Annotated in this window: 24 protein-coding genes; 16 read left to right on the top strand and 8 right to left on the bottom strand. The window is 76.6% G+C overall.

What is annotated here, in order from left to right:
- The first annotated feature begins 230 nt into the window (after positions 1–230).
- The 9 genes from AMPC_RS15960 (at position 231) to AMPC_RS15920 (ending at position 7,291) form a co-directional block, all read left to right on the top strand.
- Positions 231–1,151: a lysylphosphatidylglycerol synthase transmembrane domain-containing protein gene (locus AMPC_RS15960; protein ID WP_248342409.1), complete on the top strand. Its 921-nt coding sequence runs from the start codon at positions 231–233 to the stop codon at positions 1,149–1,151.
- Positions 1,152–1,379: 228 nt separating this feature from the next.
- Entirely contained in the window at positions 1,380–2,492 is a 1,113-nt protein-coding gene (locus tag AMPC_RS15955; protein WP_248342408.1) for a transglutaminase-like domain-containing protein, read from the top strand.
- Entirely contained in the window at positions 2,489–3,097 is a 609-nt protein-coding gene (locus AMPC_RS15950) for a TlpA family protein disulfide reductase (RefSeq protein ID WP_248342407.1), read from the top strand. The genes AMPC_RS15955 and AMPC_RS15950 overlap by 4 nt, the downstream gene beginning before the upstream one ends.
- Entirely contained in the window at positions 3,094–4,095 is a 1,002-nt protein-coding gene (gene arsS, locus AMPC_RS15945; protein WP_248342406.1) for an arsenosugar biosynthesis radical SAM (seleno)protein ArsS, read from the top strand. The genes AMPC_RS15950 and arsS overlap by 4 nt, the downstream gene beginning before the upstream one ends.
- The gene (locus AMPC_RS15940) at positions 4,092–4,841 is read left to right on the top strand and encodes a TVP38/TMEM64 family protein (protein ID WP_248342405.1); all 750 of its coding nucleotides are present in this window, start codon (positions 4,092–4,094) and stop codon (positions 4,839–4,841) included. The genes arsS and AMPC_RS15940 overlap by 4 nt, the downstream gene beginning before the upstream one ends.
- Entirely contained in the window at positions 4,841–5,521 is a 681-nt protein-coding gene (locus tag AMPC_RS15935; RefSeq protein ID WP_248342404.1) for a TIGR04283 family arsenosugar biosynthesis glycosyltransferase, read from the top strand. The genes AMPC_RS15940 and AMPC_RS15935 overlap by 1 nt, the downstream gene beginning before the upstream one ends.
- A complete protein-coding gene (locus AMPC_RS15930) occupies positions 5,514–6,182 on the top strand; it encodes a TIGR04282 family arsenosugar biosynthesis glycosyltransferase (RefSeq protein ID WP_248342403.1) in 669 nt (222 codons plus the stop codon). The genes AMPC_RS15935 and AMPC_RS15930 overlap by 8 nt, the downstream gene beginning before the upstream one ends.
- Before the next feature lie 59 nt (positions 6,183–6,241).
- Positions 6,242–6,649: a rhodanese-like domain-containing protein gene (locus tag AMPC_RS15925; protein ID WP_248342402.1), complete on the top strand. Its 408-nt coding sequence runs from the start codon at positions 6,242–6,244 to the stop codon at positions 6,647–6,649.
- A 9-nt stretch (positions 6,650–6,658) separates the two neighbouring features.
- Positions 6,659–7,291 (top strand): HAD family hydrolase, encoded by a 633-nt coding sequence (locus tag AMPC_RS15920; protein ID WP_248342401.1) that lies wholly within the window; start codon positions 6,659–6,661, stop codon positions 7,289–7,291.
- A 45-nt stretch (positions 7,292–7,336) separates the two neighbouring features.
- Here AMPC_RS15920 and AMPC_RS15915 read toward each other — a convergent pair whose 3' ends face one another.
- Genes AMPC_RS15915 through AMPC_RS15905 form a run of 3 tightly spaced genes read right to left on the bottom strand, consistent with a single transcriptional unit; the run spans position 7,337 to position 9,100 of the window.
- A complete protein-coding gene (locus AMPC_RS15915) occupies positions 7,337–7,780 on the bottom strand; it encodes a hypothetical protein (protein WP_248342400.1) in 444 nt (147 codons plus the stop codon).
- A complete protein-coding gene (locus AMPC_RS15910; protein ID WP_248342399.1) occupies positions 7,777–8,322 on the bottom strand; it encodes a YceI family protein in 546 nt (181 codons plus the stop codon). The genes AMPC_RS15915 and AMPC_RS15910 overlap by 4 nt, the downstream gene beginning before the upstream one ends.
- A gap of 16 nt (positions 8,323–8,338) precedes the next feature.
- Positions 8,339–9,100 (bottom strand): hypothetical protein, encoded by a 762-nt coding sequence (locus tag AMPC_RS15905; RefSeq protein WP_248342398.1) that lies wholly within the window; start codon positions 9,098–9,100, stop codon positions 8,339–8,341.
- Between the two features lie 358 nt (positions 9,101–9,458).
- Between AMPC_RS15905 and AMPC_RS15900 the strand changes: the two genes are divergently transcribed.
- Together AMPC_RS15900 and AMPC_RS15895 are read left to right on the top strand one after the other, a co-directional pair.
- On the top strand, positions 9,459–10,520 hold the full coding sequence (locus AMPC_RS15900; RefSeq protein ID WP_248342397.1) for a tartrate dehydrogenase: 1,062 nt from the start codon (positions 9,459–9,461) through the stop codon (positions 10,518–10,520).
- A gap of 151 nt (positions 10,521–10,671) precedes the next feature.
- Entirely contained in the window at positions 10,672–11,028 is a 357-nt protein-coding gene (locus AMPC_RS15895; RefSeq protein ID WP_248342396.1) for a hypothetical protein, read from the top strand.
- 13 nt (positions 11,029–11,041) lie between these two features.
- Here AMPC_RS15895 and AMPC_RS15890 read toward each other — a convergent pair whose 3' ends face one another.
- The gene (locus AMPC_RS15890; RefSeq protein ID WP_248342395.1) at positions 11,042–12,256 is read right to left on the bottom strand and encodes a hypothetical protein; all 1,215 of its coding nucleotides are present in this window, start codon (positions 12,254–12,256) and stop codon (positions 11,042–11,044) included.
- Positions 12,257–12,736: 480 nt separating this feature from the next.
- Here AMPC_RS15890 and AMPC_RS15885 point away from each other — a divergent pair, with 480 nt between their 5' ends.
- Entirely contained in the window at positions 12,737–15,214 is a 2,478-nt protein-coding gene (locus tag AMPC_RS15885) for a hybrid sensor histidine kinase/response regulator (protein ID WP_248342394.1), read from the top strand.
- Here the strand turns inward: AMPC_RS15885 and gspD are convergent.
- On the bottom strand, positions 15,151–17,607 hold the full coding sequence (gspD, locus tag AMPC_RS15880; protein ID WP_248342393.1) for a type II secretion system secretin GspD: 2,457 nt from the start codon (positions 17,605–17,607) through the stop codon (positions 15,151–15,153). The genes AMPC_RS15885 and gspD overlap by 64 nt on opposite strands.
- Positions 17,604–18,515 carry a DUF4019 domain-containing protein gene (locus AMPC_RS15875; protein WP_248342392.1) on the bottom strand — a complete coding sequence of 304 codons (912 nt, stop codon included), beginning with the start codon at positions 18,513–18,515 and terminating at the stop codon, positions 17,604–17,606. Before AMPC_RS15875 ends, gspD begins: the two co-directional genes overlap by 4 nt.
- Before the next feature lie 183 nt (positions 18,516–18,698).
- Here AMPC_RS15875 and AMPC_RS15870 point away from each other — a divergent pair, with 183 nt between their 5' ends.
- Both AMPC_RS15870 and AMPC_RS15865 read left to right on the top strand, forming a co-directional pair.
- Positions 18,699–19,418: a response regulator transcription factor gene (locus AMPC_RS15870; protein ID WP_248342391.1), complete on the top strand. Its 720-nt coding sequence runs from the start codon at positions 18,699–18,701 to the stop codon at positions 19,416–19,418.
- A 14-nt stretch (positions 19,419–19,432) separates the two neighbouring features.
- Positions 19,433–20,860 (top strand): sensor histidine kinase, encoded by a 1,428-nt coding sequence (locus AMPC_RS15865; protein ID WP_248342390.1) that lies wholly within the window; start codon positions 19,433–19,435, stop codon positions 20,858–20,860.
- A gap of 34 nt (positions 20,861–20,894) precedes the next feature.
- Here AMPC_RS15865 and AMPC_RS15860 read toward each other — a convergent pair whose 3' ends face one another.
- Positions 20,895–22,367, bottom strand: a complete 1,473-nt coding sequence (locus AMPC_RS15860; protein WP_248342389.1) for a sensor histidine kinase — start codon at positions 22,365–22,367, stop codon at positions 20,895–20,897.
- A 119-nt stretch (positions 22,368–22,486) separates the two neighbouring features.
- Here AMPC_RS15860 and AMPC_RS15855 point away from each other — a divergent pair, with 119 nt between their 5' ends.
- Positions 22,487–22,756, top strand: a complete 270-nt coding sequence (locus AMPC_RS15855) for a hypothetical protein (RefSeq protein WP_248342388.1) — start codon at positions 22,487–22,489, stop codon at positions 22,754–22,756.
- A 218-nt stretch (positions 22,757–22,974) separates the two neighbouring features.
- Positions 22,975–23,979, top strand: coding sequence for an AI-2E family transporter (locus AMPC_RS15850; protein WP_248346344.1), 1,005 nt, complete (start codon positions 22,975–22,977; stop codon positions 23,977–23,979).
- Positions 23,980–24,027: 48 nt separating this feature from the next.
- Here the strand turns inward: AMPC_RS15850 and AMPC_RS15845 are convergent, their stop codons facing one another.
- A complete protein-coding gene (locus AMPC_RS15845) occupies positions 24,028–24,870 on the bottom strand; it encodes a DUF6544 family protein (protein WP_248342387.1) in 843 nt (280 codons plus the stop codon).
- Positions 24,871–24,898 lie beyond the last annotated feature (28 nt).

Raw genomic sequence — 24,898 nt, 5'->3', positions numbered from 1 at the left:
ACGCAGCGCGGCGGGGGCGGTCCGGAATCGACGCGCGCTGGGGCGCGCACGTCGACCTGGGTGCTACCCTGGGCGCCCGGGGCCGCCGCCCCGGCCGAGAAGGCCGAGCGATCGGGCCTCGAGCTCGGAGAGAGAGGAGCACCCTGGCCAGGACGGGAGGACCGACGGCGACGACAGGCCCGGCCACCGGATCCGGCCGCACCTCGGCCAAGCTGGCGGCCCGCCTGGCCGTGACGCTGGCGCTGCTCCTCGCGGTCTGCTGGCGGCTCGACCTGGGCGCCCTGGCGCGCAAGGCGGCGCGCCTCGATCCGGGCTGGGCCGCCGCGGCCCTCCTCGCCGTGCTTGCCGCGGTGGCCCTCTCGGCGTGGAAGTGGGGGCTCCTCCTCGCCGCCCGCGGGCGGCACCTCCCGTACGCGCGCCTCTTCCGCCACTACCTCGTCGGCCTCTTCTTCAACAACGTCCTGCCCACGACCGTGGGCGGGGACGCGGTCCGGGCCTGGGAGACCGCGCGCGACACCGGCGAGGTGCCGGACGCCGTCGGCTCCGTGCTCTCGGAGCGGCTCGTGGCCGGCGCGGCGCTGGGCTTCACCGCCCTGCTCGGCCTCCCCTTCGCCGACCCCACCCCGCGGCTCGCCGGGCTGGTGCTGCTGTTCCTCGTCCTGAACCTGTCGCTGCTCGGCGCGTTCCTCGTGCCGCGGGTGGCGGAGCGGGTGGCGGCCTCGGTGCTCCCGGCCCGGCTCACCGGGGCCCGCGCCACCGTGCAGTCGACGCTCGCGAGCGTGCGCGAGAGCCTCCGGTCGCGGCCGCTCGCGGCGCGCGTCTTCCTCGCCTCGATCGCGTTCCAGGTCCTCGTCGCGGCGGTGAACGCCTGCCTCTTCGCGGGGCTGGGCGCGCCGGTGTCGCTGGCGCGCTGCGTCGTCTACACGCCCATGATCTTCACGGTCACGATGCTCCCGGTGTCGCTCTCGGGCTTCGGCGTGCGGGAGGCGGCCTACGCCTGGTTCTTCGCCCGGGCCGGCGTGTCGCGGGCCGACGCGGTGACGGCGTCGCTCCTCTTCTTCCTGGTGGTGGCGCTGGCGAGCCTGCCGGGCGCGCCGCTCTTCGCGCTGGGGCGCCGGCGCCGCCGGGTCGCCGGCGCGCCCGGGACCTGACCCGCCGGGGCTCCGGCGGAGGCGCCCGGCCGTCCTTCAGGTCGGGTTGACTCGGCCACCCCCGCCGGGCATCTTTCAGCCCGTGGCCCGCTCCGGCTTCACCTGACGACGGCCCGCGACCAGCGCGTCGCGCCGGTGAAGTGCGTCCACTTCCCAACCAGAACCGTCTTCGCGGCTCGCGCGCGGCGCGCGCCGCCCGACCACCGTCCCAAACCGGAGCTTCGAACCATGGATCGTCGCGACTTCCTTCGCCTCACCGGCGCCGTGACCGCCGGCCTCGCCCTCCCCAACCCCCTCTCCGCCGCGCGCGCGGAGGCGCCCGCCGGCCCCGCGCCGCGCCCGTCCGCCCCGCCCCGCTGGCGCACCTTCGAGGTCACCACCCGCGTCGAGGTGCTGAAGGCGGCCGGCGCGACCCGCGTCTGGCTCCCCACCCCGCTCACCCGCGACACCCCGTTCCAGCGGTCGCTCGGGAACGCCTGGAAGGCCGAGGGCGGGACCGTGGCGCAGTGGATCGACCCGGTCTACGGCGCCGGCGTGGTCTGGGCCGAGTTCCCCGCGGGCGCGCAGCCGGTGGTCGAGCTCACGAGCCGCTTCGCCACCCGCGACGTGGCGGTGGACCTCTCGCGGCCGGGCAGCGCGCCCGCCGAGAGCCCGGCGACCCTGGCCCGCTTCACCGCGGCGACCGAGCTCCTGCCCACCGACGGCGTGGTGAAGTCCACCGCGGCCGAGATCGTGAAGGGGGCGCGGGGCGACCTCGAGAAGGCGCGGGCCATCTACGCGTGGGTGGTCGAGAACGGCTACCGCGATCCGAAGACCCGCGGCTGCGGCGTGGGCGACGTGAAGTTCATGCTCGAGAACCACGCCATGGGCGGCAAGTGCGCCGACCTCAACGCGCTCTTCGTGGCGCTCGCCCGGGCCGAGGGCATCCCGGCGCGCGACGTGTACGGCGTGCGGGTGGCCCCCTCGGCGCTCGGCTACGCCAGCCTGGGAAAGGCCGGCGGCGTCATCACCCAGGCGCAGCACTGCCGGGCCGAGTTCTACCTGCCGACGCACGGGTGGGTGCCGGTCGATCCGGCCGACGTGCGCAAGGTGATCCTCGAAGAGGGCGGCGGGAAGACGCCGGACGACCCGATGGTGGTCGCCGCCCGCCAGCGGCTGTTCGGCTCGTGGGAGATGAACTGGCTCGCGCTCAACTACGCCCACGACCTCGCGCTGCCGGGCGCGACCTGCGGCAAGGTGGGCTTCCTCATGTACCCGCAGGCGGAGACCGGCGAGGCCCGGCTCGACAGCCTCGACCCGGCGAACTTCCGGTACGCCATCAGCGCCAGGGAGCTCGCGTGACGGGAGCGGTGGGCGCCCTGGCGGCCCTGGCGCTCGCCGCCGCCTCGCCCGGCGCGCCCGCCCCGCCCGCCGCGGGCGACGGGGGCGCCGCGCCGCTCCGCCCGTGGACCCGCGGCGACACCCCGCCCCTCGCCGGCGCCGACCTCGCCGGGCGGCCGGTGTCGCTCGAGGCGCTCCGGGGCCGGGTGGTGCTGGTCGCCTTCTGGGCCAGCTGGTGCGAGCCGTGCGAGGCGGAGCTCGAGGAGCTGGCGCGCCTCCGCGCGGCCCTCGCCGCGAGGCCGTTCGCGCTCGTGACCGTGAACTTCGGCGAGGGGCCGGCGCGGGTGGAGCAGTTCCTCGCGGCGCACCGGCTCGAGCTGCCGGTGGTCCTCGATCGCGACCAGCGGGTCGCGAAGGCCTGGGGCGTGGGCGGGGTGCCGATGGCCTTCCTGGTGGACGCGGGCGGCCAGGTGCGCGCCTCGGCCTTCGGCGAGCGCGACTGGCGCGCCGGCGAGCCGGGCGCCGCCCTGGAGCGGCTCCTCGGCGAGGCGGAGCGGGCGGCGCGAGCCCCGCGCGGCGAGCGGCGAGCGGAGGCCGGCCGGCCCCCGGCCCGGAGCCAGCCGTGAGCGCGAGCGAGATCCGGGCCGACCGCCCCTTCCCGCCGCTCCGGCGCGAGCGGGTCGAGACCCTCCAGGTCAACCTCGGCTACCGCTGCAACCAGGCCTGCCTGCACTGCCACGTCTCGGCCGGGCCGAGCCGGACCGAAGAGATGCCGGCGGAGGTGGTGGAGGACGTGCTCCAGTTCCTCGAGGTCCGGCGGGTGCCGGTGCTCGACGTGACCGGCGGCGCGCCGGAGCTGCACCCCGGCTTCCGCGCCCTCGTGGCGCGGGCCCGGGCGCTCGGCGCCGAGGTGATCGACCGCTGCAACCTGACGGTGCTCGAGGAGCCGGGGCAGGAGGAGCTCGCCGCGTTCCTCGCCGCCCACCGGGTCCGCGTGGTCGCCTCGCTCCCCTGCTACTCGGAGGAGAACGTGGACCGGCAGCGCGGGCGCGGCGCCTACGCGCGGTCGATCCGGGCGCTCCGCGCGCTGAACCGGCTCGGCTACGGCGACCGGCAGAGCGGGCTCGCGCTCGACCTCGTCTACAACCCGCTCGGCCCGAGCCTCCCGCCGCCGCAGGCGGCGCTGCAGCGGGACTACGAGCGGGAGCTCCGGGCGCGGCACGGGATCGTCTTCGACCGGCTCCTCACGCTCGCCAACATGCCGGTGGGGCGCTTTCGCCGGGCGCTCGAGGCGGAGGGTCGGCTCGCGCCCTACCTCGCGCTCCTGCGCGCGGCGCACCGCGACGAGAACCTCGACCAGGTGATGTGCCGGCGGCTCCTCAGCGTGGACTGGCAGGGGTTCGTCCACGACTGCGACTTCAACCAGCTGCTCGGGATCCCCAGCGCCGCCGGCGGGCGGGCGCGCCCCCGGCTCGGCGACCTCCTCGTCGCGCCGCTCGAGGGCGACGAGATCCAGGTCGGCGAGCACTGCTTCGGCTGCACCGCCGGGCAGGGCAGCAGCTGCTCCGGCGCCCTCGCCGCGCCTCCGGGCCCGCCGGCCGCCGCGCCGGGGTCGGCCCGGTGAGGCTCGGCGGCGGACGCGCCGGGGCGGCCGCGGCCCTCGGGGTGCTCGCGCTCGGGGCGGGCGCCTACCTCGTCCCGCCGGTGCGGGCGGCGGTGGACGAGGCGGTCCGCGCCCTCTCCCTCCCGGACGCGCGGCGCGCCGTGGAGGCCGCCCGGACCTGGCTGCGCGGGTTCGGTCCCTGGGCCCCCGTCGCCTCGGCCGCCCTGATGGTGCTGCAGGCGGTCGTCGCGCCGCTGCCGGCCTTCGTCATCACCTTCGCGAACGGGCTCCTCTTCGGGTGGGCCTGGGGCGCGCTCCTCTCCTGGTCGAGCGCCCTCGCCGGCGCGGCGCTCTGCTTCTGGCTCTCGCGCGCGCTCGGGCGGCCGGCGGTGGAGCGGCTCGCCGGCGGGGCCGCGGCGCTGGAGCGGGCCGATCGGTTCTTCGCGCGGCACGGGCGGTGGGCGGTGCTCCTGGCGCGGCTCCTGCCCTTCGTGCCGTTCGACCTCGTGAGCTACGGCGCCGGGCTCACCGCCATCGGCTTCTGGCCGTTCCTCGCGGCGACCGGGCTCGGGCAGCTTCCGGCCACGCTCCTCTACTCGTACCTGGGCGAGAGCCTCACCGGCTCGGTCCGGGTGCTGTGCTGGGGCTTCTCGCTCGCGACCGCGCTCCTGGCGCTCTACTGGCTCGCGGGCCGCCGGGCGCTCCGGGGCGCCGCCGAGGCCCGGGCCGCCCCGCTCCCGGGCGCGGGCCGCGGCGGGGGCCGGTGATGGCGCCGGTCCTCTCCATCGTCGTCCCGACGCTCGACGAGGCGGCCGGGATCGCCGCCCACCTGGCGCCGCTCCAGCCGCTGCGGGCGGAGGGGTGCGAGGTGATCGTGGTGGACGGCGGCAGCCGCGACGGCACCCCCGCGCTCGCCCGGCCGCTCGCCGACGCGGTGCTCTCGGCGCCGCGGGGCCGCGGGCCGCAGCTCAACGCCGGGGCGGCGGCGGCGCGGGCCGACCTGCTCCTCTTCCTGCACGCCGACACCCGGCTCCCGCCCGGCGCGGTGGCCGCCGTCCGCGCCGCGCTCGCCGGCGGCCGCCGCGACTGGGGGCGGTTCGACCTCGCGATCGCCGGGCGCCACCCGCTCCTGCCGCTCGTGGCGCGGCTCGTGAGCTGGCGCTCGCGCTTCACCGGGATCGCCACCGGCGACCAGGCCATCTTCGTGCGGCGGGCCCGGTTCGAGGCCGCCGGGCGCTTCCCCGAGATCCCGCTCATGGAGGATCTGGCGCTCTCGGCGGCGCTGCGCCGCGCCGGGCGCCCGGCCTGCCTGCGCGAGCGGGTCGTCACCTCGGGCCGCCGCTGGGAGTCGCGCGGCGTGCTCCGCACCGTCCTGCTCATGTGGTGGCTGCGGTTCCTCTTCTGGGCCGGGCGCGACCCGGCCGACCTGGCGCGGCGCTATGGCTGAGCCACCCGCCACGGCGCGCCGCGCGACGGCGGCGATCCTGGCGAAGGCGCCCATCCCGGGCTTCGCCAAGACCCGGCTCATCCCGCGCCTCGGCCCCGAGGGCGCGGCCGCGCTGCACGCGCTCCTGCTCGAGCGCACGGCCCGGGCCGTCCTCGCCGCCGGCTTCGACGAGGCGGCGCTCTGGTGCGCGCCGGACCGTCACGCGCCGGGGCTCGACGCCGTGCGCCGCCTGCCCGGGCTCGCGCTCCGCGACCAGCCCGAGGGCGACCTCGGCGCGCGGATGCGGGCCGCGTTCGAGGCGCACCTCGCCGCCGGTCCGGTGGTGCTGGTGGGGACCGACTGCCCGGCGCTCGGCCCGGCGGAGCTGGCCGCCGCGCGCGGGGCCCTGTGGGACGGCGCCGAGGTGGTCCTCGTGCCGGCCGAGGACGGCGGCTACGCGGCCATCGGGCTCTCGCGGCTCCACCCGTCGCTCTTCGACGGCGTGCCCTGGGGCAGCTCGGCGGTGCTCGCCGAGACCCGCGCCCGCATCGCCCGCCTCGGCTGGCGCTGCCGCGAGCTTCCCCCGGAGCGGGACGTGGACCTCCCCGAGGACCTCGAGTGGCTGCTCGCGAGCGGGCGGCTCACGGCCGAGGAGCGGGCGCGGCTGGCGCGGCATCTCTGAGGGGCGGCGCCGCGGTTTCCGGTTGGACTCGCCCGCCGGGGGGCGTTACTCCTGCTCCCATGCGGATCCGACCCCAGACCACGCGGCTGGCGCTCCTCACCCTCTCCCTGCTGGCCGGCTCCGCCCGCGCCGCGGCTCCGGCGCAGGGGCCGGTGGCCGGCGTCGCGCCCGGGCTCGTGGACGGCCCGACCGCGCACCGGCTCGTCGCGAGCGGGGTAAAGGTGGTGGACGTGCGGACGCCGGCCGAGTACGCGGCCGGGCACGTGCCGGGCGCGCTCAACATCCCGCACGACCAGATGGCGGCGCGCCACGCCGAGATCGGCCCGCCCTCCACGCCGGTGCTGCTCTACTGCCGGACCGGCCACCGCACCCGCATCGCCGCCGAGGCCCTGCGCGAGAAGGGCTTCACGACCCTCTACGACCTGCAGGCCTACGATCGCTGGACCGCGTCCGAGCCGAAGCGCTAGGTCCACTCCATGACCGAGCCCACCCGCGCCCACGCCTGGGCGCTCCTCTGCGAGTTCACGAAGACCCAGCCGCTCCGGCGCCACGCCCTGTCGGTCGAGGCCAGCATGCGCGCCCTCGCCCGCCGCGCCGGGGTGGGCGATCCCGCGGAGCTCGAGGCCTGGGGCGTGGTCGGGATGATCCACGACTTCGACTACGAGCGGTTCCCCACCGCCGCCGACCACGTCTGGCGGGGGATGGAGATCCTGCGGGAGCGCGGCTGGCCGGAGCGGATCGTCCGCGGCGTGGGGGCGCACGCGAGCTACAGCGACGTCGTCCCCGAGTCGCCGCTCGAGCGCGCCATCGTGGCGGCCGACGAGCTCTCCGGCTTCGTCGGGGCCTGCGCGCTGGTGCGGCCGTCGCGGAGCGTCCGCGACCTGCCGCCCGAGTCGGTGCTGAAGAAGATGAAGGACAAGGCCTTTGCCCGCGCGGTGGACCGGGGCGAGCTGAAGCGCGGGGCCGAGCTGGTGGGGCTGCCGCTCCCGGAGCTGGTCACGCTGGTGATCGCGGCCCAGGCGCCCATCGCCGACCTCCTCGGCGTGGGGGGCGCGCCCGCGCCCGACCTCGAGGACGCGCCGGTGCCGCCGGAGCCGCCCGCGCCCTGACGCGGGAGCCTCCCGCCCGCGCCGCCGCGGGCGCGGGCTCGCCCCCTACGGCGCCGCGATCCGCCCCTCCGCGTTCCCCTGCGGCGGCAGCGCGTGGCAGGCGTTGCAGGCGCCGTGGGGCGACGGGCTCTCCATGCAGCGGACCGCGCCGCCGCGCGCCACGCAGACGCGGATGGGGAAGGCCACCGTCTCGGCCGAGTAGAAGTTGCCGACCAGGTTGGAGGTGAGCGTGAACGCGAAGCCGTTCGCGTCGGTCACCTGCACCGCGGCCCCCTCGATCCCGGCGCTCGCGTCGGCCCCCGGCGCGGCGTAGACCGTGCCGGCGAGGCTCCACGGCGTCGCGCGCTCCTCCTCCCCGCCCCCGCTGGCCGGGCTGCCGCCGTGACACCTCAGGCAGTCCTCGCCCGGGCGCATGGTGGGCCCGTTCTCCGGCGTGCAGGCCGCGAGGGCGGCGAGCGCCAGGGTCGCCCGGAGGGCCCGGCCGCTCACCGCCCACCCCGCATGCGCAGGTCGAGCTCGACGCGGCAGCCGTCCTCGATCTTCACGAAGAGCAGCGACGGGCGCTGCACGTGGTGCGCGTCGAGGCTCACCTCGAACGCGCCGGTGGCGCGGACGCTCCCGTCGGGCTGCGGCGCGAGCGTGAGCGGCACCTGGAGCGGCGTCGTCACCCCGTGCAGCTCGACCTCGCCCTCGAACGGCACCGGTCCCGCCGGCAGCTCGCGCGAGGGGCCGAGGTGCGCGATCCCCTTGAACACGACGAAGGGGAACTTGCCCGCCTCCATCGCCTCCAGCATGTGCTCGTCGCGGTTGCCGTCCCCGGAGCGGAAGGAGACCACCGGCACGCGCGCCATGGCCTGGACGGTGCCGTCCTCCTTCACCACCGCCCGGGCCTCCGCCTCGCGCGAGACGCCGTGGACCTGGTGGAGCTTGTGGACGATGGTGTAGCGGACCTCGCTCGCCGGGGCGTCCACCGAGAAGGAGCCGGCCGGCAGGGCGGCGGCGAGGAGCAGGGACAGGAGCGCGCCGGGCATCACATGGACCTCGTTGTCAGAACACGAGCGCGCTCACGCCGGCCGCGACCGCGGCGAGCGTCACGTAGCCGATGGCGAGGTGCGCCGTCCCGATCGACTGCTGGTTCAGGTAGCCCTCGCGCGACTGCGTCCAGACGCCGAGCACGCCCTGCGCGACCATGCCCACCGTGGCCACCAGCATGGCGTACTTGTGGAGCGACACCCGATCGAAGCCCTCGTCGCGCCGGACCGGCGAGGGGGCGAAGAGCGCCAGGGCGCCGGTCGCGGCGAAGGCCGCGAGGGTGCCGGCCGCGAGGATGGCGTGGGGCTGGACGTACTTGCCGGTGTTGTCGCCCCCGAACTTGTCGCCGTAGTTGAGCTGGCCCACCGCGGTCGTGGCGAGCTGCAGCGCGAACATCCCGAGCCCCACCCCCTGGTGCCAGGTGAGCAGGGTGCGCCGCAGGCGGAGGGCGTGCTCGTCCACCTTCTCGCGCTGCTGCGGCGCGCCGAGGAGGTCGAAGTCGAGCGTGCCCGGAGCCGGACGGGCGCCCGGCGGCCGCGGCGGCGGGGACGGCGGCTTGGCGCCCTCGCCCGGGGCGCCCTGCTCACCCGAGCCCCCGGCGCCGCCCTGCGGCGGCTCCGCCTCGGAGACCCGGAGCAGCAGCGGCGAGCCGCCCGGGGCGGGCGCCGAGAGCGCGAGCAGGACGGGAGGGCGCAGCGGGCCGTCGAGGAGGTGGGGCTCCGGGCCCGAGGGGAACTGTGCCACGAGCATCGCGGCGGCAAAGCTGGCGGCGATCATCGGCCTCCCTCCCGGGATGGACGCCCCGGCCCACGGCCGGGTGCCGGAGGGGAGTATCGGCTGCTCGCCTGCCCGCCGCCGCGGGCCGTTGGGGGTGGTTCGACCGGTCGTCTCCGTGGGAGTCCCTCCGCGACAGGAACGCGTCGGGACGGACCCGGTTCCGGTCATGGATGGGGCGCTCCCGCCGTGGCCCGGCACGACCTCGCGCACGACGAAGAGCCCGAGCCCAGCCCTCGCCCTCCGGCCGCTCGGCGTCGCCGCGCCGGAAGGGATCGAAGAGGTGCGGCGCGCGCTCGGGCGGGATCGGCGCGCCGCCCTCCCGCCTGCGCTATCCTCTCCCGCCTCTCCCGGAGGGCTCATGCGCACGCGTCACCAGATCGCGGTCATCCCCGGCGACGGCATCGGCCGCGAGGTGGTGCCGGCCGCCATCTCGGTCCTGGAGGCGGCCGGGCGCCGGCACGGCTTCGAGCTGGCCTGGAAGGAGTACGACTGGAGCTGCGAGCGGTACGCGCGGACCGGCCAGATGATGCCCGAGGACGGCCTCGACCAGCTCCGCCCCTCCGACGCCATCTTCCTCGGCGCGGTCGGCTACCCCGGGGTGCCCGACCACGTCTCGCTCTGGGGGCTGCTGCTGCCCATCCGGCGCGGCTTCGCGCAGTACGCCTGCGTCCGGCCCCTCAAGCTGCTCCCGGGCGTGACCACCCCGCTCGCGGGGCGCGCGGCGAAGGACATCGACCTCGTGGTGGTGCGCGAGAACAACGAGGGCGAGTACTCGAAGATGGGCGGGCGGATCTACGAGGGGACCGACGACGAGCTGGTGATCCAGGAGGCGGTGTTCACCCGCCGCGGCGTGGACCGGATCCTGGCCTACGCCTTCGAGCTGGCGGGGCGCCGGCGCGGGCACGTCACCTCCGCCACCAAGTCGAACGGCATCTTCCACTCCATGCCGTTCTGGGACGAGCGCTTCGCGCTCATGGCGGCGCGCCACCCCGGCGTGCGGACGGCGCAGTACCACATCGACATCCTGAGCGCGCACTTCGTCCAGCACCCGGACTGGTTCGACGTGGTGGTCGCGAGCAACCTCTTCGGCGACATCCTCTCCGACCTCGGCGCCGCCATCGCCGGCAGCATCGGCGTGGCCGCCTCCGGCAACGTGAACCCCGAGCGGACCGCGCCCTCGATGTTCGAGCCGACGCACGGCTCGGCCCCCGACATCGCCGGCAAGGGGATCGCCAATCCGGTGGCGCAGGTCTGGTCGGGCGCCATGATGCTCGAGCACCTGGGCCACCCGGAGGCGGCCCGGGACGTGGAGCGCGCGATCGAGGCCGTCCTCTCGGATCCGGCGACGCGGACCCGCGATCTGGGCGGGCGCGCCACCACCCGGGAGGTCGCGGACGCCCTCGCCCAGGCGCTCCGCTGACCGGCCGCGCCATTTTTCCGGCGCAATCGTCGAGCCAATGCCGGCGGCCCCGAATGCCCGCGGGCCGCGTTCGGCTTGCCTGGCGCACAATGTCGCGGTAAATCGCCGGCCCCCCACCGGACAATCCGGCCCTTTCGTCGAGGAGCGCCACGTGCCCCGTCCCACCACCGCCCAGACCCTCGAGCAGATCATCCAGACCGCCGCGGCCGAGGTCGTCGCCCAGGTCTCCTCCGCGATCGCCCGCTCGGTCGCCGACATCGCCGCCCGCGAGCTCGAGAAGAGCCTCTCGCCCGGCGCGGCCGCCTCCGCGCCGGCCGGCCTGGCCCGCCGCGGCCGCTCGCGCCCCCGGGTCGAGGTGACGAGGTGGGTGGCCGACAAGCGGGCCCGCCGCGTGCCCAACTTCGTCATCCAGGCCACCGGCCTCGACACGAAGAAGGCCATCGTGGCCAGGTTCGGCGACGGCGCCGCCTTCGAGAAGGGCAAGCCGGCGCCGAAGCCGCTGAAGTAGCCGCCCCCGCCCCTCAGGGCGCCACGTCGAGCAGGTAGGCATCGTCCCCGCTCGACGTGGCCAGCCCGGCGCCGAAGTCGAAGCTCCCGAGCCAGGTGCCGCCCATGAGGACGTCGCCGGCCCGGATGGCGAGCCCGCCCAGGCGCGGCGGCAGCGGCCGCGTCCAGTGCAGGGCGCCGGCGAGATCGTAGTAGCGGAGGGTGGCCGAGGCCCCGGCCGGCGTCCCGCCGGGCCAGTGCGCCGCCTCGGTGCAGACCGCCGCCCGCCCCGCCGGATCCACGGCCAGCTCGAGCGCCGGATCGTCGAGCTGCCGGGCCCACCGCGGCGCTCCGTTCGCCTCGATGGTCGCGAGGAACCCGGCGAAGGCCCCGCCGGAGCGGTCGAGGTCGTCCGTGCCGAAGCGGGCCTTGCCCGTGAAGGCGCCCGCGGCCACCACCGTGCCCAGCGCGCTCGTGCCGAGGCCGGTGACGAGGCCGGTGACCCCGAGCGCCTGCCGCCAGAGGACGCGGCCGGCGAGGTCGAGCTTCGCCACCGCGGGGTGGCCCGCGAAGGTGGCCTGGCCCACCAGCCCGGGCATGACCGCCGCGCCGTTGGCGGTGATGCCGCCGCACACGGGGTTGCCGTCGGGCCCGAACGCCGCCGCCCAGCAGCCCATGTCGGCGAGCGGTCCCGTGATGGCGCCGAGCGAGTTGGCGAAGAGCGGGAGGCGGGCCCCGTCGGCCCGGATCAGGTCGGTCTCGAGCTGGAAGGCGCCCGACATGGCGACGACCACGTCGCCCCGGGCGCTCACCGCGAGGACGTGGCGCTCGCAGTCGAGGCCGCAGCGGTCCACCACGCTCGCGAAGCGGCCGTCGAGGCCGAAGCGGGCGATCTGCGACACGCCCTGCGGGCCACCGCCGAGGTCGATGACGTAGGGGTACGGCGTCTCCTGCCCGGTGGCGCCGAGGTAGAGCGCCTCGTCCGGACCGACGTCGAGCTCGGCGCTCTGCAGCTTGGCCGCGTTGAAGCTCCCGAGGAGCGTGGTCGTGCTCGCGGAGGCGCGCCCGAGCCGCAGCGCCCCCGCGGCGCCGTCGAACCAGAGCAGGAAGGCCTCGCCGGCGCGGTCCGCGCCCACGCCCCAGACCCGGTCGTCTCCGGAGGTCGAGAGCACCTGGACCCAGCGGGTGGCGCCGGAGAGGAGGCCGCCGCTGGTCGGCGTCGGGCTCGGCGTGGGCAGGGGGGTCGGCACGGGGGTCGGCGTCGCGGTCGGCGCCGGCGTGGGCGGCGGGGTGGGAGCGGGCGTCGGGGTCGGCGCCGGGGTCGCCGTGGGGGCAGGCGTCGTCGTCGGCGAGGGCGTGGGGGTCGGCGGGGGGCTCGGGGTCGCGGTCGGTCCCGGCGCCGGCGTGGGCGAGGACGTGGGTGACGGCGTGGGCGTGGGGGAAGGTGGCGTGCTCAGGCCGGTGACGCCTCCGCCGCCTCCGCAGGCGAGCACCATGCCAGCGAGCGCGACGACGCACCTGGTCTGGACTCCGCGCATGGGACCCCCCTGCTGGTTCTTGCACCTCTACAGAGTTCCTCCCCGGCCCGGCGCGCAAGAGGCGTGCGCTGGGGTCCCGGGCGCGCATCCTGGCGGCGGGTCGCGGGCACGCGCGGAGTTGGCGAGCGCGGAGCGCTGGCCGTAGAGTGGCCGGACCGGGCGGGGCACCCGCTCCCCGCCGGCGAGCGAGCCATGTCCGAACGCGTCCCAGCCCCCGAGCCGTCCCGCGCCGCGGCCTGGCTCGGACGGACGCCGTTCGCGGCGCGGCTCGGGCTGTTCGCCGTGACGAGCTACGCCCTGTGCCGGCTCGGGCTGGCGCTCACCCCCGGGGCCTCCCGGGTCGCGCTCTTCTGGCCGGCCGCCGGCCTGCTGGTGGCCGGGCTGCTCCTCGCCGAGCGCCGGCGGTCGTGGCTCCCCCTCCTCCTCGCCGGCAGCCTGCCCATCGCGCTCTTCAACTACCTCGCCGGGCAGGGGCTCGCGCTGGTCGCGACCTTCGCCGTGAGCAACGTCCTGCTCGCGGCCTCGAGCGCCTGGCTCACGCTGCGCGCCTGCGAGGGGCCGCCGCGCCTCGAGCGCACCGGGCACGTGCTCGCGTTCGTCGCCGCCGGCCCGGTGCTCGCGACCGGGCTCCTCGAGGTCGGCCCGGCCGCCCTGCTCGCCGGGGGCGGCGGGCCCACCTTCACCCGGTTCTGGCTCGAGCTCTGGGCCGGCTCCGGGCTGGGGCAGGTCGCGGTGGGCGGGCTCCTCCTCGCCTGGGCGGGGCCGCGCGAGCGGCCCGGCCTCCCGGCGCGACGGCCGCTGGAGCGCGCCGGCCTCCTCACCGCCTTCGCCGCCGCGGCCTGGATCGTCTTCCTGGCGCCGCCCTCCGGGGCGCACCGCACCGAGGTGCTGCTCATCCCGGTGCTGGTCTGGGCGGCCCTGCGCTTCGGGCTGCGGGGCGCCACCGGCCTCGGCTTCCTCGTCATCCTGGCGGCGCTCGCGGCCACCGTGACCGGCCACGGCGTGTTCGCGCTGGAGGCGGTGGCCCACGCGCCGTCGCAGGGGGCGCTCGCGGCCCAGCTCTTCTGCGGGGTGGTCTTCCTCACCGTGATGGTGCTCGCGAGCGTGGTGGAGGACCGGCAGCGGGCGGCCGCGGCGCTGCGCGAGAGCGAGGAGGACTACCGGCTCCTGGTCGAGAACCAGACCGACCTCGTGGTCAAGGTGGACGTCGCCGGCCGGTTCCTCTTCGCGAGCCCGAGCTACTGCCGCACCTTCGGCAAGACCGAGGCGGAGCTGCTCGGCCGCGGCTTCATGCCGCTCGTCCACGAGGACGACCGCGTGCCCACCGCGCGCGCCATGGAGGCGCTCTTCCGTCCGCCGTGGGCCGCCTACATGGAGCAGCGGGCGCTCACGGTGAGCGGCTGGCGCTGGCTCGCCTGGGCCGACACCGCCATCCGCGACGCCGAGGGGCGCGTGGTGGAGATCGTCGGCGTGGGGCGCGACGTGACCGAGCGGCGGGAGATGGAGGAGCGGCTCCGGCAATCGGAGAAGCTCGAGGCCATCGGCCGGCTCGCGGGCGGGGTGGCCCACGACTTCAACAACCAGCTCACCGGCATCGTGAACGGCGCCGAGCACCTCCGGGCCGCGCTCGCCGGCCAGGGGGAGCTCCGCGCCGTGGCCGACCGGATCCGCGACGCGGCGCTCCGCTCGGCCGGCCTCACCCGCCAGCTCCTCAACTTCGCGCGCAAGGAGCCGCCGCGCGCGGTGGCGGTGGACGTGAACCAGATGGTGGAGGACGTCCTCGGGCTGCTGCCGCACGCGGTGGACAAGCGGATCGCGGTGCGGAGCGCGCTCGCGGACGGGCCGGCGCGGGTCACCGGGGATCCCGACCGGCTCCACGCCGCGCTGCTCAACCTCGCGCTCAACGCCCGCGACGCCATGCCGCAGGGCGGCGACCTGACGGTCGAGACCCGGCGGGTGGACCTCGACGCGGCCGCGTGCGCCGCCCTCCCGTTCGACCTCGAGCCGGGCCCGCACGTGCAGGTGCGGGTCTGCGACACCGGCGTGGGCATGAGCCCGGAGGAGCGGGCCCACCTCTTCGAGCCGTTCTTCACGACCAAGCCGGTGGGCCAGGGCTCCGGGCTCGGCCTCGCGGAGGTGTACGGCACAGTGCAGGCGCACCGCGGGGCGGTGACGGTCGAGAGCGCGGTGGGGCGGGGCACCTGCGTGGCGCTCCTCCTGCCGCTCGCCGCCGAGCAGGCCGCCGCAGCCGCCGCAGCCCCGGCGCGCGCCGCGGCCCCCGAGCCCTCCCCGGCGCTCCGGGTGCTGCTCGCCGACGACGAGCTCAACGTGCGCCGGTCGCTCGGGCTGCTGCTCCGGAGCTGCGGCCACGAGGTGGTGGAGTGCGCCGGGGGCGCCGAGGCGGTGGAGCGGTTCCGCGCCGACCAGGGCGCGCTCGACCTCGCCATCGTGGACATGATGATGCCCGACATGACCGGCCGCGAGGTGGTGGCGCGGCTGCGCGAGATCCGCCCCGGCTTCCCGGTGGTGGTCTCCTCCGGCCTCGGCGCCGGCGCCGAGCACGACGCGCTGCGGACCGAGCCGGGCGTCTGGTTCCTGCCGAAGCCCTACACCTCGGAGGAGCTCGAGAGCACGCTCCTCGAGGCGGCCGGGCGCCGCGCCGCGTCCTGAGCCGCGGGCGGCGCCGGAGCGGGCTCCGCCGGCGCACCCTCCCGAGGTGCCTTCCCCTCCGGCGTGATCACGCCCTCCCCCGGCGCTCCCGGGCCGCCGTTCTCGAGCTTGCGCGCCTCCTCGGCGACGTCGCGCCGCAGCCGCGTGAGCAGGCCGGGCTTGCGCGCCCAGTCCACCGGGACGGCGTACCGCGGCGCCTCGCCCTGGAACTGGCGCGCGAACTCCTCCCGCTCCTTCTGCTTGCGCTCGAGGATGCGCCGGAAGTCGGAGGCGTCGCGGATGACGTAGGGCGTGAGGAAGAGGAGCAGGTTGGTCTTCGCCTTGGTGGTGACGGTGTCGCGGAAGAGCCAGCCGAGGAGCGGCACGTCGCCGAGCACCGGCACCTTGTGCACCGACTGGAGCGTGCGCTCCTGGATGAGCCCGCCGATGACCACCGTGGACTGGTCCTTCACCACGATCTTGGTCTTCACGCTCCGCTTGGAGGTGGTGGGACCCAGGGTCGCGTCCTTGGAGGCGATCTCCTCGGTCTGCTCCTCGAGGTCGAGCCGGACCATGTCGCCCTCGCTGATCTGCGGCTTGAGCTTGAGCTTCAGCTCCACGTTCTGCCGCTGGATGGGGGCGTAGCTGCTCGCGAGCAGGCTGGTGAGGGTGGAGCTGGTGCTGGTGCTCGAGGAGGTCGAGGCCGCCGAGTAGCCGGACTGGAAGGGCACGTTCTGGCCCACCGAGATCTCCGACTCCTCGTTGTCGGAGGCGAGCAGGTGCGGCGTCGAGAGCACGTTCACGTCGGACGAGGTCTGGAGCGCCTGCACCAGGATGGCGGCGCTCGAGTACGGGAAGATGCTCTTCAGCTCCGACGAGACCGGCGCCACCACGCCGGTGAGGAAGCCGCCCAGCGAGAGCAGGCTGGCGGTGTCGAGCGAGCTCACCCGGCCGGTCTCCGAGCCGAGCGGGATGTACCCGGTGCCGCTCGAGGTCTGGTACGGGCTCACCCCGTGCATCGACACGCCGAACTGGTTCTCGTGGTTGAGGTTCACCTCCATGATGACCGCCTCGACGAACACCTGCCGGCGCGGCCGATCGAGCTCGTCGATGAGCCGGGTCATCACCGCGAAGTCGCTGCCGCTCGCCATGACGACGAGGGCGTTCTGCGCCTTGTCGGCCGTGACCTTCACCTCGCCGCTCAGGAGCTCGGCGGCGGCGGCGCGGGCCGCCGACGCGGGGACCGGCTGCGGGGCCGCCGCCCCGGGCTGCGCCGCCCCCGGCGCCGCGGTCCCCTGCGCCTTGCGGGCCGAGGCGGACCCCTGCGCCAGCGCCTGGAGCGTCTGCGCCAGGTCCTCGGCGCTGGCGTTCTTGAGGAACACCACGTGGATCCCGCCCGTGCCGCCCGCCGGCAGGTCGAGCTGCTTCACGAGGTCGAGGATGCGCTGGAAGCTCTTGTCGTCGGCGATGACGATGAGCTTGTTGGTCCGGTCGTCGGCGAGCACCTTCGAGACCGAGACCTCGGCCGGCTCGCTCCCGGCCGCCGGCGCCGCCGCGGGAGCGCCCGGGGCCGAGGCGGTCACGCCGCCGAGCAGCGCGCGCCTCCCGCCGCCCTTCGCGGACGCGCCGGAGCCGCCGCCCTGCTGGAAGACCTGGTTCACCTTGTCGGCGAGGTCCTTCGCCGAGGCGTACTGCACCTGGACCACGCGGATGAGGTCGCCGCCGCCCGGCCGGTCCACCGCCTCCACCAGCCGCTCGATGCGCCGCAGGTTGAGCCCGACGTCGGTGACGATGAGCAGGTCCGGGGAGACCACCTGGACGTCGGCGCCCTGCGGGGAGGTGAAGTTGCCGAGCAGCCCCCGGAGCTGGTCGGGGTCGGCGTAGCGCAGCCGGATGAGCTTCGTCACCGGCTGCTCGGTGGCGGGCGTCTCGCCGCCCTCGCCCACGGTCGGGATGGGCGCCTTGCGGGCGTCGGCGCTCCGGACCAGCTTCTCGTAGCGGCCGGAGGAGTAGAGGGCGAGGTTGTTGGCCGAGAGCGCCGCCAGGAAGGCGGCCCAGGCCTCCTCGGCCGTCACCGGCGTCCGCGAGACGAGCGTGATGCGCCCGCGCGCCACCTCGTCGGTGTATGCGAAGTTCCGGCAGGTCCAGCGGCTCGCCTGCTCGAGCACGTCCACGATCTCGGCCTTGTTGAAGGCGAGCAGGAACTTGCCCTCCATCGGACGGCACCTCGCGCCGTCAGGCCCGTCCGCGGTCAGGGCGGCCTCGGAGCGGCCGGGCGCGGGGCTCCCGTCGCGCTCGGGCGCGGGCGGCGCGGCGGCGGCGCCCGGCCGCGCGGACGAAGGCGCCGGGACCGGCGGGCGGGGCGGCGGCGCGGCGGCGGCGAGGAGGAGCAGCAGCAGCGGCGGGAGCCTCATGTGCGGCCGAACCCGAGCCCGGCCACGCGCCACTCCTGATCGTCGTCGAGCCGGAGGCGCACCTCCTCGACCACGCGCCCCGCCTCCACCTGGCTCTCGAACCGCACCAGCATCTCGCTCCCGGGGATGGGCGCCCGCGCGCTCGCGACGTAGCGGTAGAAGAGCGGGTGGCGCCCCTTGGCCACGCCGCGCCGGGCCACGAGATCGAGGAGCTGGTTCTCGAACGTGGCGCGGCTCGTGACCGCCTTCACGACCGCCGAGGTGGCGGCCCAGGCGGCGTCGATCTCGACGTGGTCCACGTCGTCCACGAACTTCTCCGCCGCCGCCGCGCCGGCCCGCTCGGCCTCGGCGGCCCGCTCCACCTCGAGCGGCAGGGGCGGCAGGCGGGCCGCGGCGAGCTGCTCGAGCGCGCCCTGCTCCCACCGCGCGCCCTGGCGGGTGAAGCGGAGGTGCGCGACCGTCCCCGGCGCCCCGGTCCGGCCGAAGACCGCGCTCACGGTCACGGCCCGGTGCCCGTCGGCCTCCGCCTGCGAGCGGAAGGCCTCGAAGAGCGCCTGGGCGGCGGAGGCGAGCCGAGCGGCGGCGCCGGGGTCGGCGGGGGGCGCGGGGTCGCTCGCGGCGAGGTAGCTGAGCGAGAGCTCCGGCTCGCCCTGGGAGCCGGCGATCGGCGCGGCGCCGAGGAGGAGGAAGGCGCGGCCGCTCGCGAGCACGAGCAGCGTGGCCGCCGGCTCCACCGCGTAGCGGGGCGCCTCGGTCGCGGCGGGGGCGGCCGGGCCTGGCGCGCTCGCGGCGGCGGGCGGGGCCTCGGCGGCGGCCGGGGCCGCGGAGGCCGGCCGCCGGGCGGTGGCGCAGCCGGCCACGGCGGCCAGGAGGGCGAGCAGCGCGGTTCGGGTCGGAGGGTGGGTCATGTCGGCAGGGTTCGGAGGAGGCGCGGGCCCGGCGGCAGGGAGGGGAGCCGCCGAGCCCGTGCCTCGCGGTCCGGGCTCCTTTCGAGCGGCACCGTCGCAGGGCGGCCTCGCGCCGCTGTGACCGCCGGTTGCCGGAATGTTCGCGGAGCGCCGCCCGGGGCCGGCCCGGCTAGAATCCGCCGCGTGACCGGACAGGACCCCGAGAGCTTCCGCGTGCTCTTCGTCGAGGACGACGAGCGGCTCGCCTCACTCACCACCCGCTACCTCGAGGGGCACGGGCTGCAGGTGACCTGGGTCGGCGACGGCCGGCAGGGGCTCGTCGAGGCGCTCAAGGGGCGGCACGACGTGGTCATCCTCGACGTGATGCTGCCCGGCCTCTCCGGCATCGAGATCTGCCGCGAGCTGCGCGCCCGCGCCGCCGTGCCGGTGATCATGCTCACCGCGCTCGGCGAGGAGGCCGACCGCGTGCTCGGGCTCGAGACCGGCGCCGACGACTACCTCCCGAAGCCCTTCTCCTCGCGCGAGCTCCTGGCCCGGCTGCGCGGCCTGGTGCGGCGCGGCCGCGGCGCGCTCGGCCCCTCGCGGGAGCGGCTCCGGGTGGGCGAGCTCGAGCTCTCGCCGCGCGACTACGGGGCCACGCTCCGCGGCCGGCCGCTCGCGCTCACCACCTCCGAGTTCGTCCTCCTGCGCGTCCTCGCCGAGCGTGCCGGGCGCGTGCTCACCCGCGAGCAGCTCCTCGACCTCACCAAGGGGAGCGCCGACGAGGCCTTCGACCGCTCCATCGACGCCCACATCTCGCGGCTGCGGCAGAAGCTCGGGGACGACCCGCGCCACCCCCGCCTGCTCCGGACGGTGCGCGGCGCGGGTTACCTGCTCGCGGCCGACCCGGAGGAGCCGGCGTGAGCGGGTCGGGACCCGTGAGCGCCCGACCGGTGCGGGGCCGCCAGCGGCTCGCGATCCGCATCTACCTCGTGACCGCCGCCGCGCTCCTCGCGGTGGTGCTCGCCCTCGTCGCGGTCGCGAGCGCCCTCTGGCGCCCGCCGCGCCACGGCGGCCCCTTCGCCGACGTGGCCCGGTTCACGGCGGGGGAGCTCGCGGTCCGCTGGGGCTCGCAGGACGCGGTCTCGGCCGAGGTGGGCGCCGCCGCCATCCAGCTCCAGGTCGCCATCAGCGCCTGGCTGCCGGACGGCACGCTGGTCGCGTCCACGAGGCAGCCGCCGCTCCCGGCGCCCACCGCCGGGGAGCGCGAGGCGCTCGGCCGGGCCGAGCTGGTGGAGCGGGGCGGCCCCTGCCTGCCGGACCGCTGCCAGCTCGTCTTCGAGGTGCCGGGCGACGACGGCCCGGCCGGCTACCTCGTGATGGAGAGCGCGCACCCGCACCCCCAGAAGCCGCCCCTCGAGCTGCTCGGCTTCGCGCTCCTGCTGGTCGCGCTGGGGGTCGCCGCGGCGCTGCTCGGCCGGTCGCTGGCGCGGCCCATGGAGCGGCTCGCGCAGACCGCCCACGCGCTCGGCGCCGGCGACCTGCGCGCCCGGACCGGCCTCGCGCGCAGCGACGAGCTCGGCGCCGTGGCCCACGCCTTCGACGACATGGCGGACCGGGTGGAGCAGCTCGTCCGCTCGCAGACCGAGCTCGTGGCCAACGTGGCCCACGAGCTGCGCACCCCGCTGGCGCGGATCCGCGTCGCGCTCGACCTGGCGGAGTCGGGCGACCCGGCGGTGGCGCGCGAGTCGCTCGCCGAGATCGCCCAGGACCTCTCCGAGCTCGAGCAGCTCGTGACCGACATCCTCGCGGCCGCTCGCCTCGACCTCTCGCGCAGCAGCGCCCTCACCGGCGCGCCGCCCCTGCGCCGGGCGCGGCTGGAGGTGGCCCGCGTGGTGGGCGAGGCGGCGGAGCGGCTGCGGCAGCGCCACCCGGAGCGGCCGCTCGCGGTCGAGGTCGAGCCGGGGCTCCCGGGGATCGACGGGGACGGCCCGCTCCTGCGGCGCGCGGTGGACAACCTGCTCGACAACGCCCGGAAGTACTCGCGCGCCGGCGCCCCCATCACGCTGCGGGCGTCGCGGCGGGGGAGCGGGGTCGCCATCGAGGTCATCGACTCCGGCGACGGGATCCCGCCCGAGGACCTGCCCCGGCTCGGCACCCCCTTCTTCCGGGGCGACAAGAGCCGCGCGCGCGCCACCGGCGGCGTGGGGCTGGGGCTCTCGCTCACCCGTCGCATCGCCGAGGCGCACGGCGGCAGCCTCGTCCCGGCGAGCACGCTCGGCGTGGGCACCACCATGACGCTCCTGCTCCCGGCGGCCCCGGAGGAGCCGGCGGCGGAGGCGGGCCCGCTGGGCCGCCCGGCCTGAGCGGGCCCACGGGCGCCCGGCGCGCGGCAGGCGCTCACCCGCCGCGCGGCAGGCAGAACGAGAAGGCGGTGCCCTCCTCGGCGCCCGACGCGACCTCGATGTGGCCGCCGTGCGCGCGCAGGATCTCCCTCACGATGAACAGGCCGAGCCCGATGCTGCGGCCCGCCCGCTCGAGCGAGGGGCCGCGGTGGAGCGGCTCGAAGAGCCTGGGCAGGAGCTCCGCCGAGATGGGCGGCCCCCGGTTGCGGACCTCGCAGCAGACCTGGCGCTCCTCCCCGCGCAGCGTGATCACCACCGGCGCCGCCGCGTCGCCGTACTTGAAGGCGTTGGTGACGAGGTTCCCGAGCACCTGGCTCAGCCGGTCGGGATCCCACTCGCCCGCGAGGTCGCCCTCGCGGCGGAGCTCGACCGGCCGATCGGGGTAGGCGACCGAGAGCTCGCGCAGCATCTCCTCCGCGAGCTCCCCGAGATCGATGCGCCGCGGATGCACCGCGATCCCCTCGCCGAGGCGCGCCTGGGTGAGGTCGAGCAGGTCGGCGATCATCCGCGTGGCCCGCTCCGCGGCGGAGATGATGCGCGCCACCACGGCGGTGGCCGCGTCGCCGAGGTCCTCGCGCCGGAGCAGCGACTTGGCCCCGAGCTGCACGGCGCTCAGGGGATTGCGCAGGTCGTGGGAGACGATCCCGAGCAGCTGCTGGGCGAAGCGCCGGGCCTGCTCGAGCCGCCCCTCGGTCTCCTTGCGCTCGGTGACGTCGCGGAAGAAGACGGCGAGGCCGGCGCCGTCCACCGGGTACGCCGTCACCTCGGTCCACATCCGGAGCGGCGCGAAGAACTCCTCGAACTGGACCGGCACCCGGTCGCGCATGGCGCGCTCGTACTCGCGCAGGTAGCGGGAGGGCGGGTCCACGAGCTCCGGCCAGACCTCGTGGAAGCGCCGCCCCACCGTCTGCGAGCGGGGCTTCCGCGAGAGCCGCTCCTGGTTCGCGTTCACGCGCAGGATGCGGAAGTCGCGGTCGAGCTCGAGGAAGGCGTCGCCCAGCTCGAGCAGCCGCGCCGCCCGGGCCGACTCCCGCTCCCGCTGCGCCAGCGCCGCGTCCCGCTCGCGCACGTACCGGCTCACCGCCACCGCGACGCCGCCGTCCACCACGTCCGAGAGGATCCGCAGCTCGTCCAGCCGGACCGCGCCCCCTGCCCGCTCCAGCTCGGCGTAGAGCACCTGCCGGAGCAGCCAGTACTCCCGCAGGATCTGCTCCAGCGACACCCCCACCTGCTGCCGCTCCGCGCCGTGGGTGCTGGACGCCTGCGCCGCCGCGTCGCATGGCTCGCCGCGGAGGGCGCGCTCGAGCCCCTCGAGGAAGCGCGGCATGTTGTCGATGAGCGCCGGCCGGGGGAGCTGCTCGCCGAGGCTGGCGGACGCCCGCTCGGCCCAGGCCTCGAGGATGGCGTCCCGGCGCGCCGCCAGGATGCCCGCGAGCGAGCCTGGCGCGGTCCGGCCCCCGGGATCCACCCGCGTACGATGGGACTCTCTCCGCGGGCCCGCAGCGCGTCCCTCAGATGGGTCGTGGGGAAAGGGTCCCCCTCGGGCGGCGGTTCACCCACACGCCACCCCCGAGTACGAGGTCTCGCGTGAACAAGCTCCTCTGGATCCTCACCGCCCTCCTCGCCGTCCTCGCGCTGCCGACGGCCGCCGCAGAGCCGGGCGCCAGCCTGGTCGGCACGGGCGAGGCCGGCCCGCTCGCGCTCCTCGGCGTCGGCGCGGCGGCCGCCTGCCAGCTCTACTCGGGGCGGCGGGCCATCGCCGAGCGGCTGCGCCGGCTCGCCGAGCACCTGCACGGCCTCCACCTCGGCGAGCGGCTCGCCTTCGGCCACCACGGCCGCCCGTCGCGCCGCCACTGAAGAGCCTTGAAGAGCTCCCCTCCCGCCGCCGCGGCGAGCGCCAAGCATCGCGCTCGCCGGGTTGCGGGCCGCCCGCGGCGGCGCTAGTTGAGCGATGCCCGGCCGCAGCCCCCGCCGCCGGGCGGAGGTGCGCCCTGTCGCCCGAAGCCCCGCCCCCTCGCCGGCGCTCGCAGGTCTCGCTGCGGACCGCCTTCACCGTCTGCTTCGCGGTGCTGCTCATGGGGGCGCTGGTGCTGTTCCTCCTGCGCACCCGCGTCTCGCTCATGCTCACGCTCGGGAGCGCCCTCGTCGCGGTCGCGCTCGACCACGCCGTCCGCGCCCTGGAGCGGAGACGGCTGCGGCGCGGCCTCGCCATCGCGGTGGTGCTGGCGGCCGTCCTCCTGGTCTTCGCCGGGCTGCTGCTGCTCCTCGTCCCCCCCGTGGTGAGCCAGGGGCGCGCCTTCGTGGATCAGGCGCCGGAGCTGTGGCGCAAGCTGCAGCACACGCCGGCCTTCTCCGCGCTCGACCGTCAGCTCGACTTCCGCAGCCAGCTCGAGAAGGCCGGGAGCTCGGCGAGCGGCGCGGTCTCGCCGGTGCTGACGGCCATCGGCGGCGTGGTCTCGGCGGCGGGCGGGCTGCTCGCCTTCATCTTCCTCGCGGTCTTCATGCTGGTGTTCGGGCGCGACCTGGTCGCGGCGGCGCTCGACACCACGCCCGCGGAGGACCGGGAGCGCTACCGGCGCATCTCGGACAAGATCTACCGGGCCATCGGCGGGTACCTGGGGGGGCTCGCCGGCATCTGCGCCGTCAACGCCACGCTCACCACCACCGCGCTCGCCATCGCCGGCCTGCCGTTCTTCCTGCCGCTCGGCATCCTGAGCGGCACCTCCAGCCTCGTGCCGTACGCCGGGCCGCTGGTGGCCGGCGCGACCATCACCCTCGTCGCCCTCGCGACCGCCGGCGCCTGGAAGGCGCTCGCGGTCGCCGCGTACTTCGTGCTTTATGGACAGCTCGAGGGGAACGTCCTCGCGCCGCTGGTCTTCCGGCGCACGGTCCACGTGAACCCGCTCATCACGCTGCTCGCCATCCTGTTCCTCGCCGAGCTGATGGGGGTGATGGGGGCGATCGTCGCCGTGCCGGCGGCGGCCGCGGCGCAGATCGTGGTGCGCGAGCTGCTCGAGACGCGCCGCGAGGCGCGCGAGGCGCTGGTGCGCCCCGGGCCGGCCGGCGCCGCCCCGCCCTGAGCGCCTGGGAGGGAGGTCCTCTCCTTCACGGGCTCGGAGCGGCGCCGCTCAGAACGGCCCGGCCGGATCGAGCTCGAGCTGCTCCACCTGGAAGCGCGCGTAGGGGCGCTCGCGGCCGTCCACGATCCAGGCCGCCTCCATCCGGAAGGGCACCTTCAGCCCGTCCACCTCGCGGTAGTCGGCGCAGGCGCCGACGAAGGGGGTGAGGACGCCCTCGCCCTTCACGTCGCGGTAGCGCTCGGCGGTGAAGCGCGCCGGCAGCCCGTCGGGCCCGAAGTGGAAGGTGGCCGTGACGGTGCGCCCCCCGACGCCGAGCGTGGCGCGGGCGCTCGCCGCGTCGAGCGGTTCCCAGCGGACGTAGCGGGCGTCGCGCAGCGCCGTCGGGAGCCAGACCAGCTCGCCGAGGAGCCGGAGCAGGGCGCCCTGGTCGAGCGTCGGGCCGCGGGCGTCCTGCAGGGTGAAGGTGGAGGAGACGAGGACGTGCATGTTCCCCTCGCCGCCCACCGAGCGATCGCGGGCGCCGACGGAGATCCCCGGCGCCACCCGGACCCGGCCCCACCAGACGAAGCCGGGCGCGTCGGCCGAGAAGTACTGCACGCCGGAGATCGGCAGCCAGGCCTCGCCGCCCGGGCGGAAGGTGCCGCCGTGGCGCAGCCGCACGCCGCGGAGGGGCGCGCGCGACGCGGCGCCCGAGACCTCCAGGTAGCGCCGCACCGGCGGCGGCAGCGCCTCGAGCGGGGTGAGCGCCGGCGCGCCCGCGGCGCCCGGCGCGGCCCAGAGCGCGCGGGCCTCGCGGGCCACCCGCCGCTCGAAGCGGAGCCCCTGCACCGAGACCAGGAGCCCGAGCCCGCCGACGACGCAGACGAGCGCCCAGAGGAGGATCCAGAGCACGCGGGCCGCCTTTCCGTTCACCGTGGGT

This window comes from Anaeromyxobacter paludicola (assembly GCF_023169965.1).
GTDB lineage: Bacteria > Myxococcota > Myxococcia > Myxococcales > Anaeromyxobacteraceae > Anaeromyxobacter_B > Anaeromyxobacter_B paludicola.
Note: the sequence above shows the minus strand (reverse complement) of the source record. Positions and strands in the feature narration are given on the sequence as shown.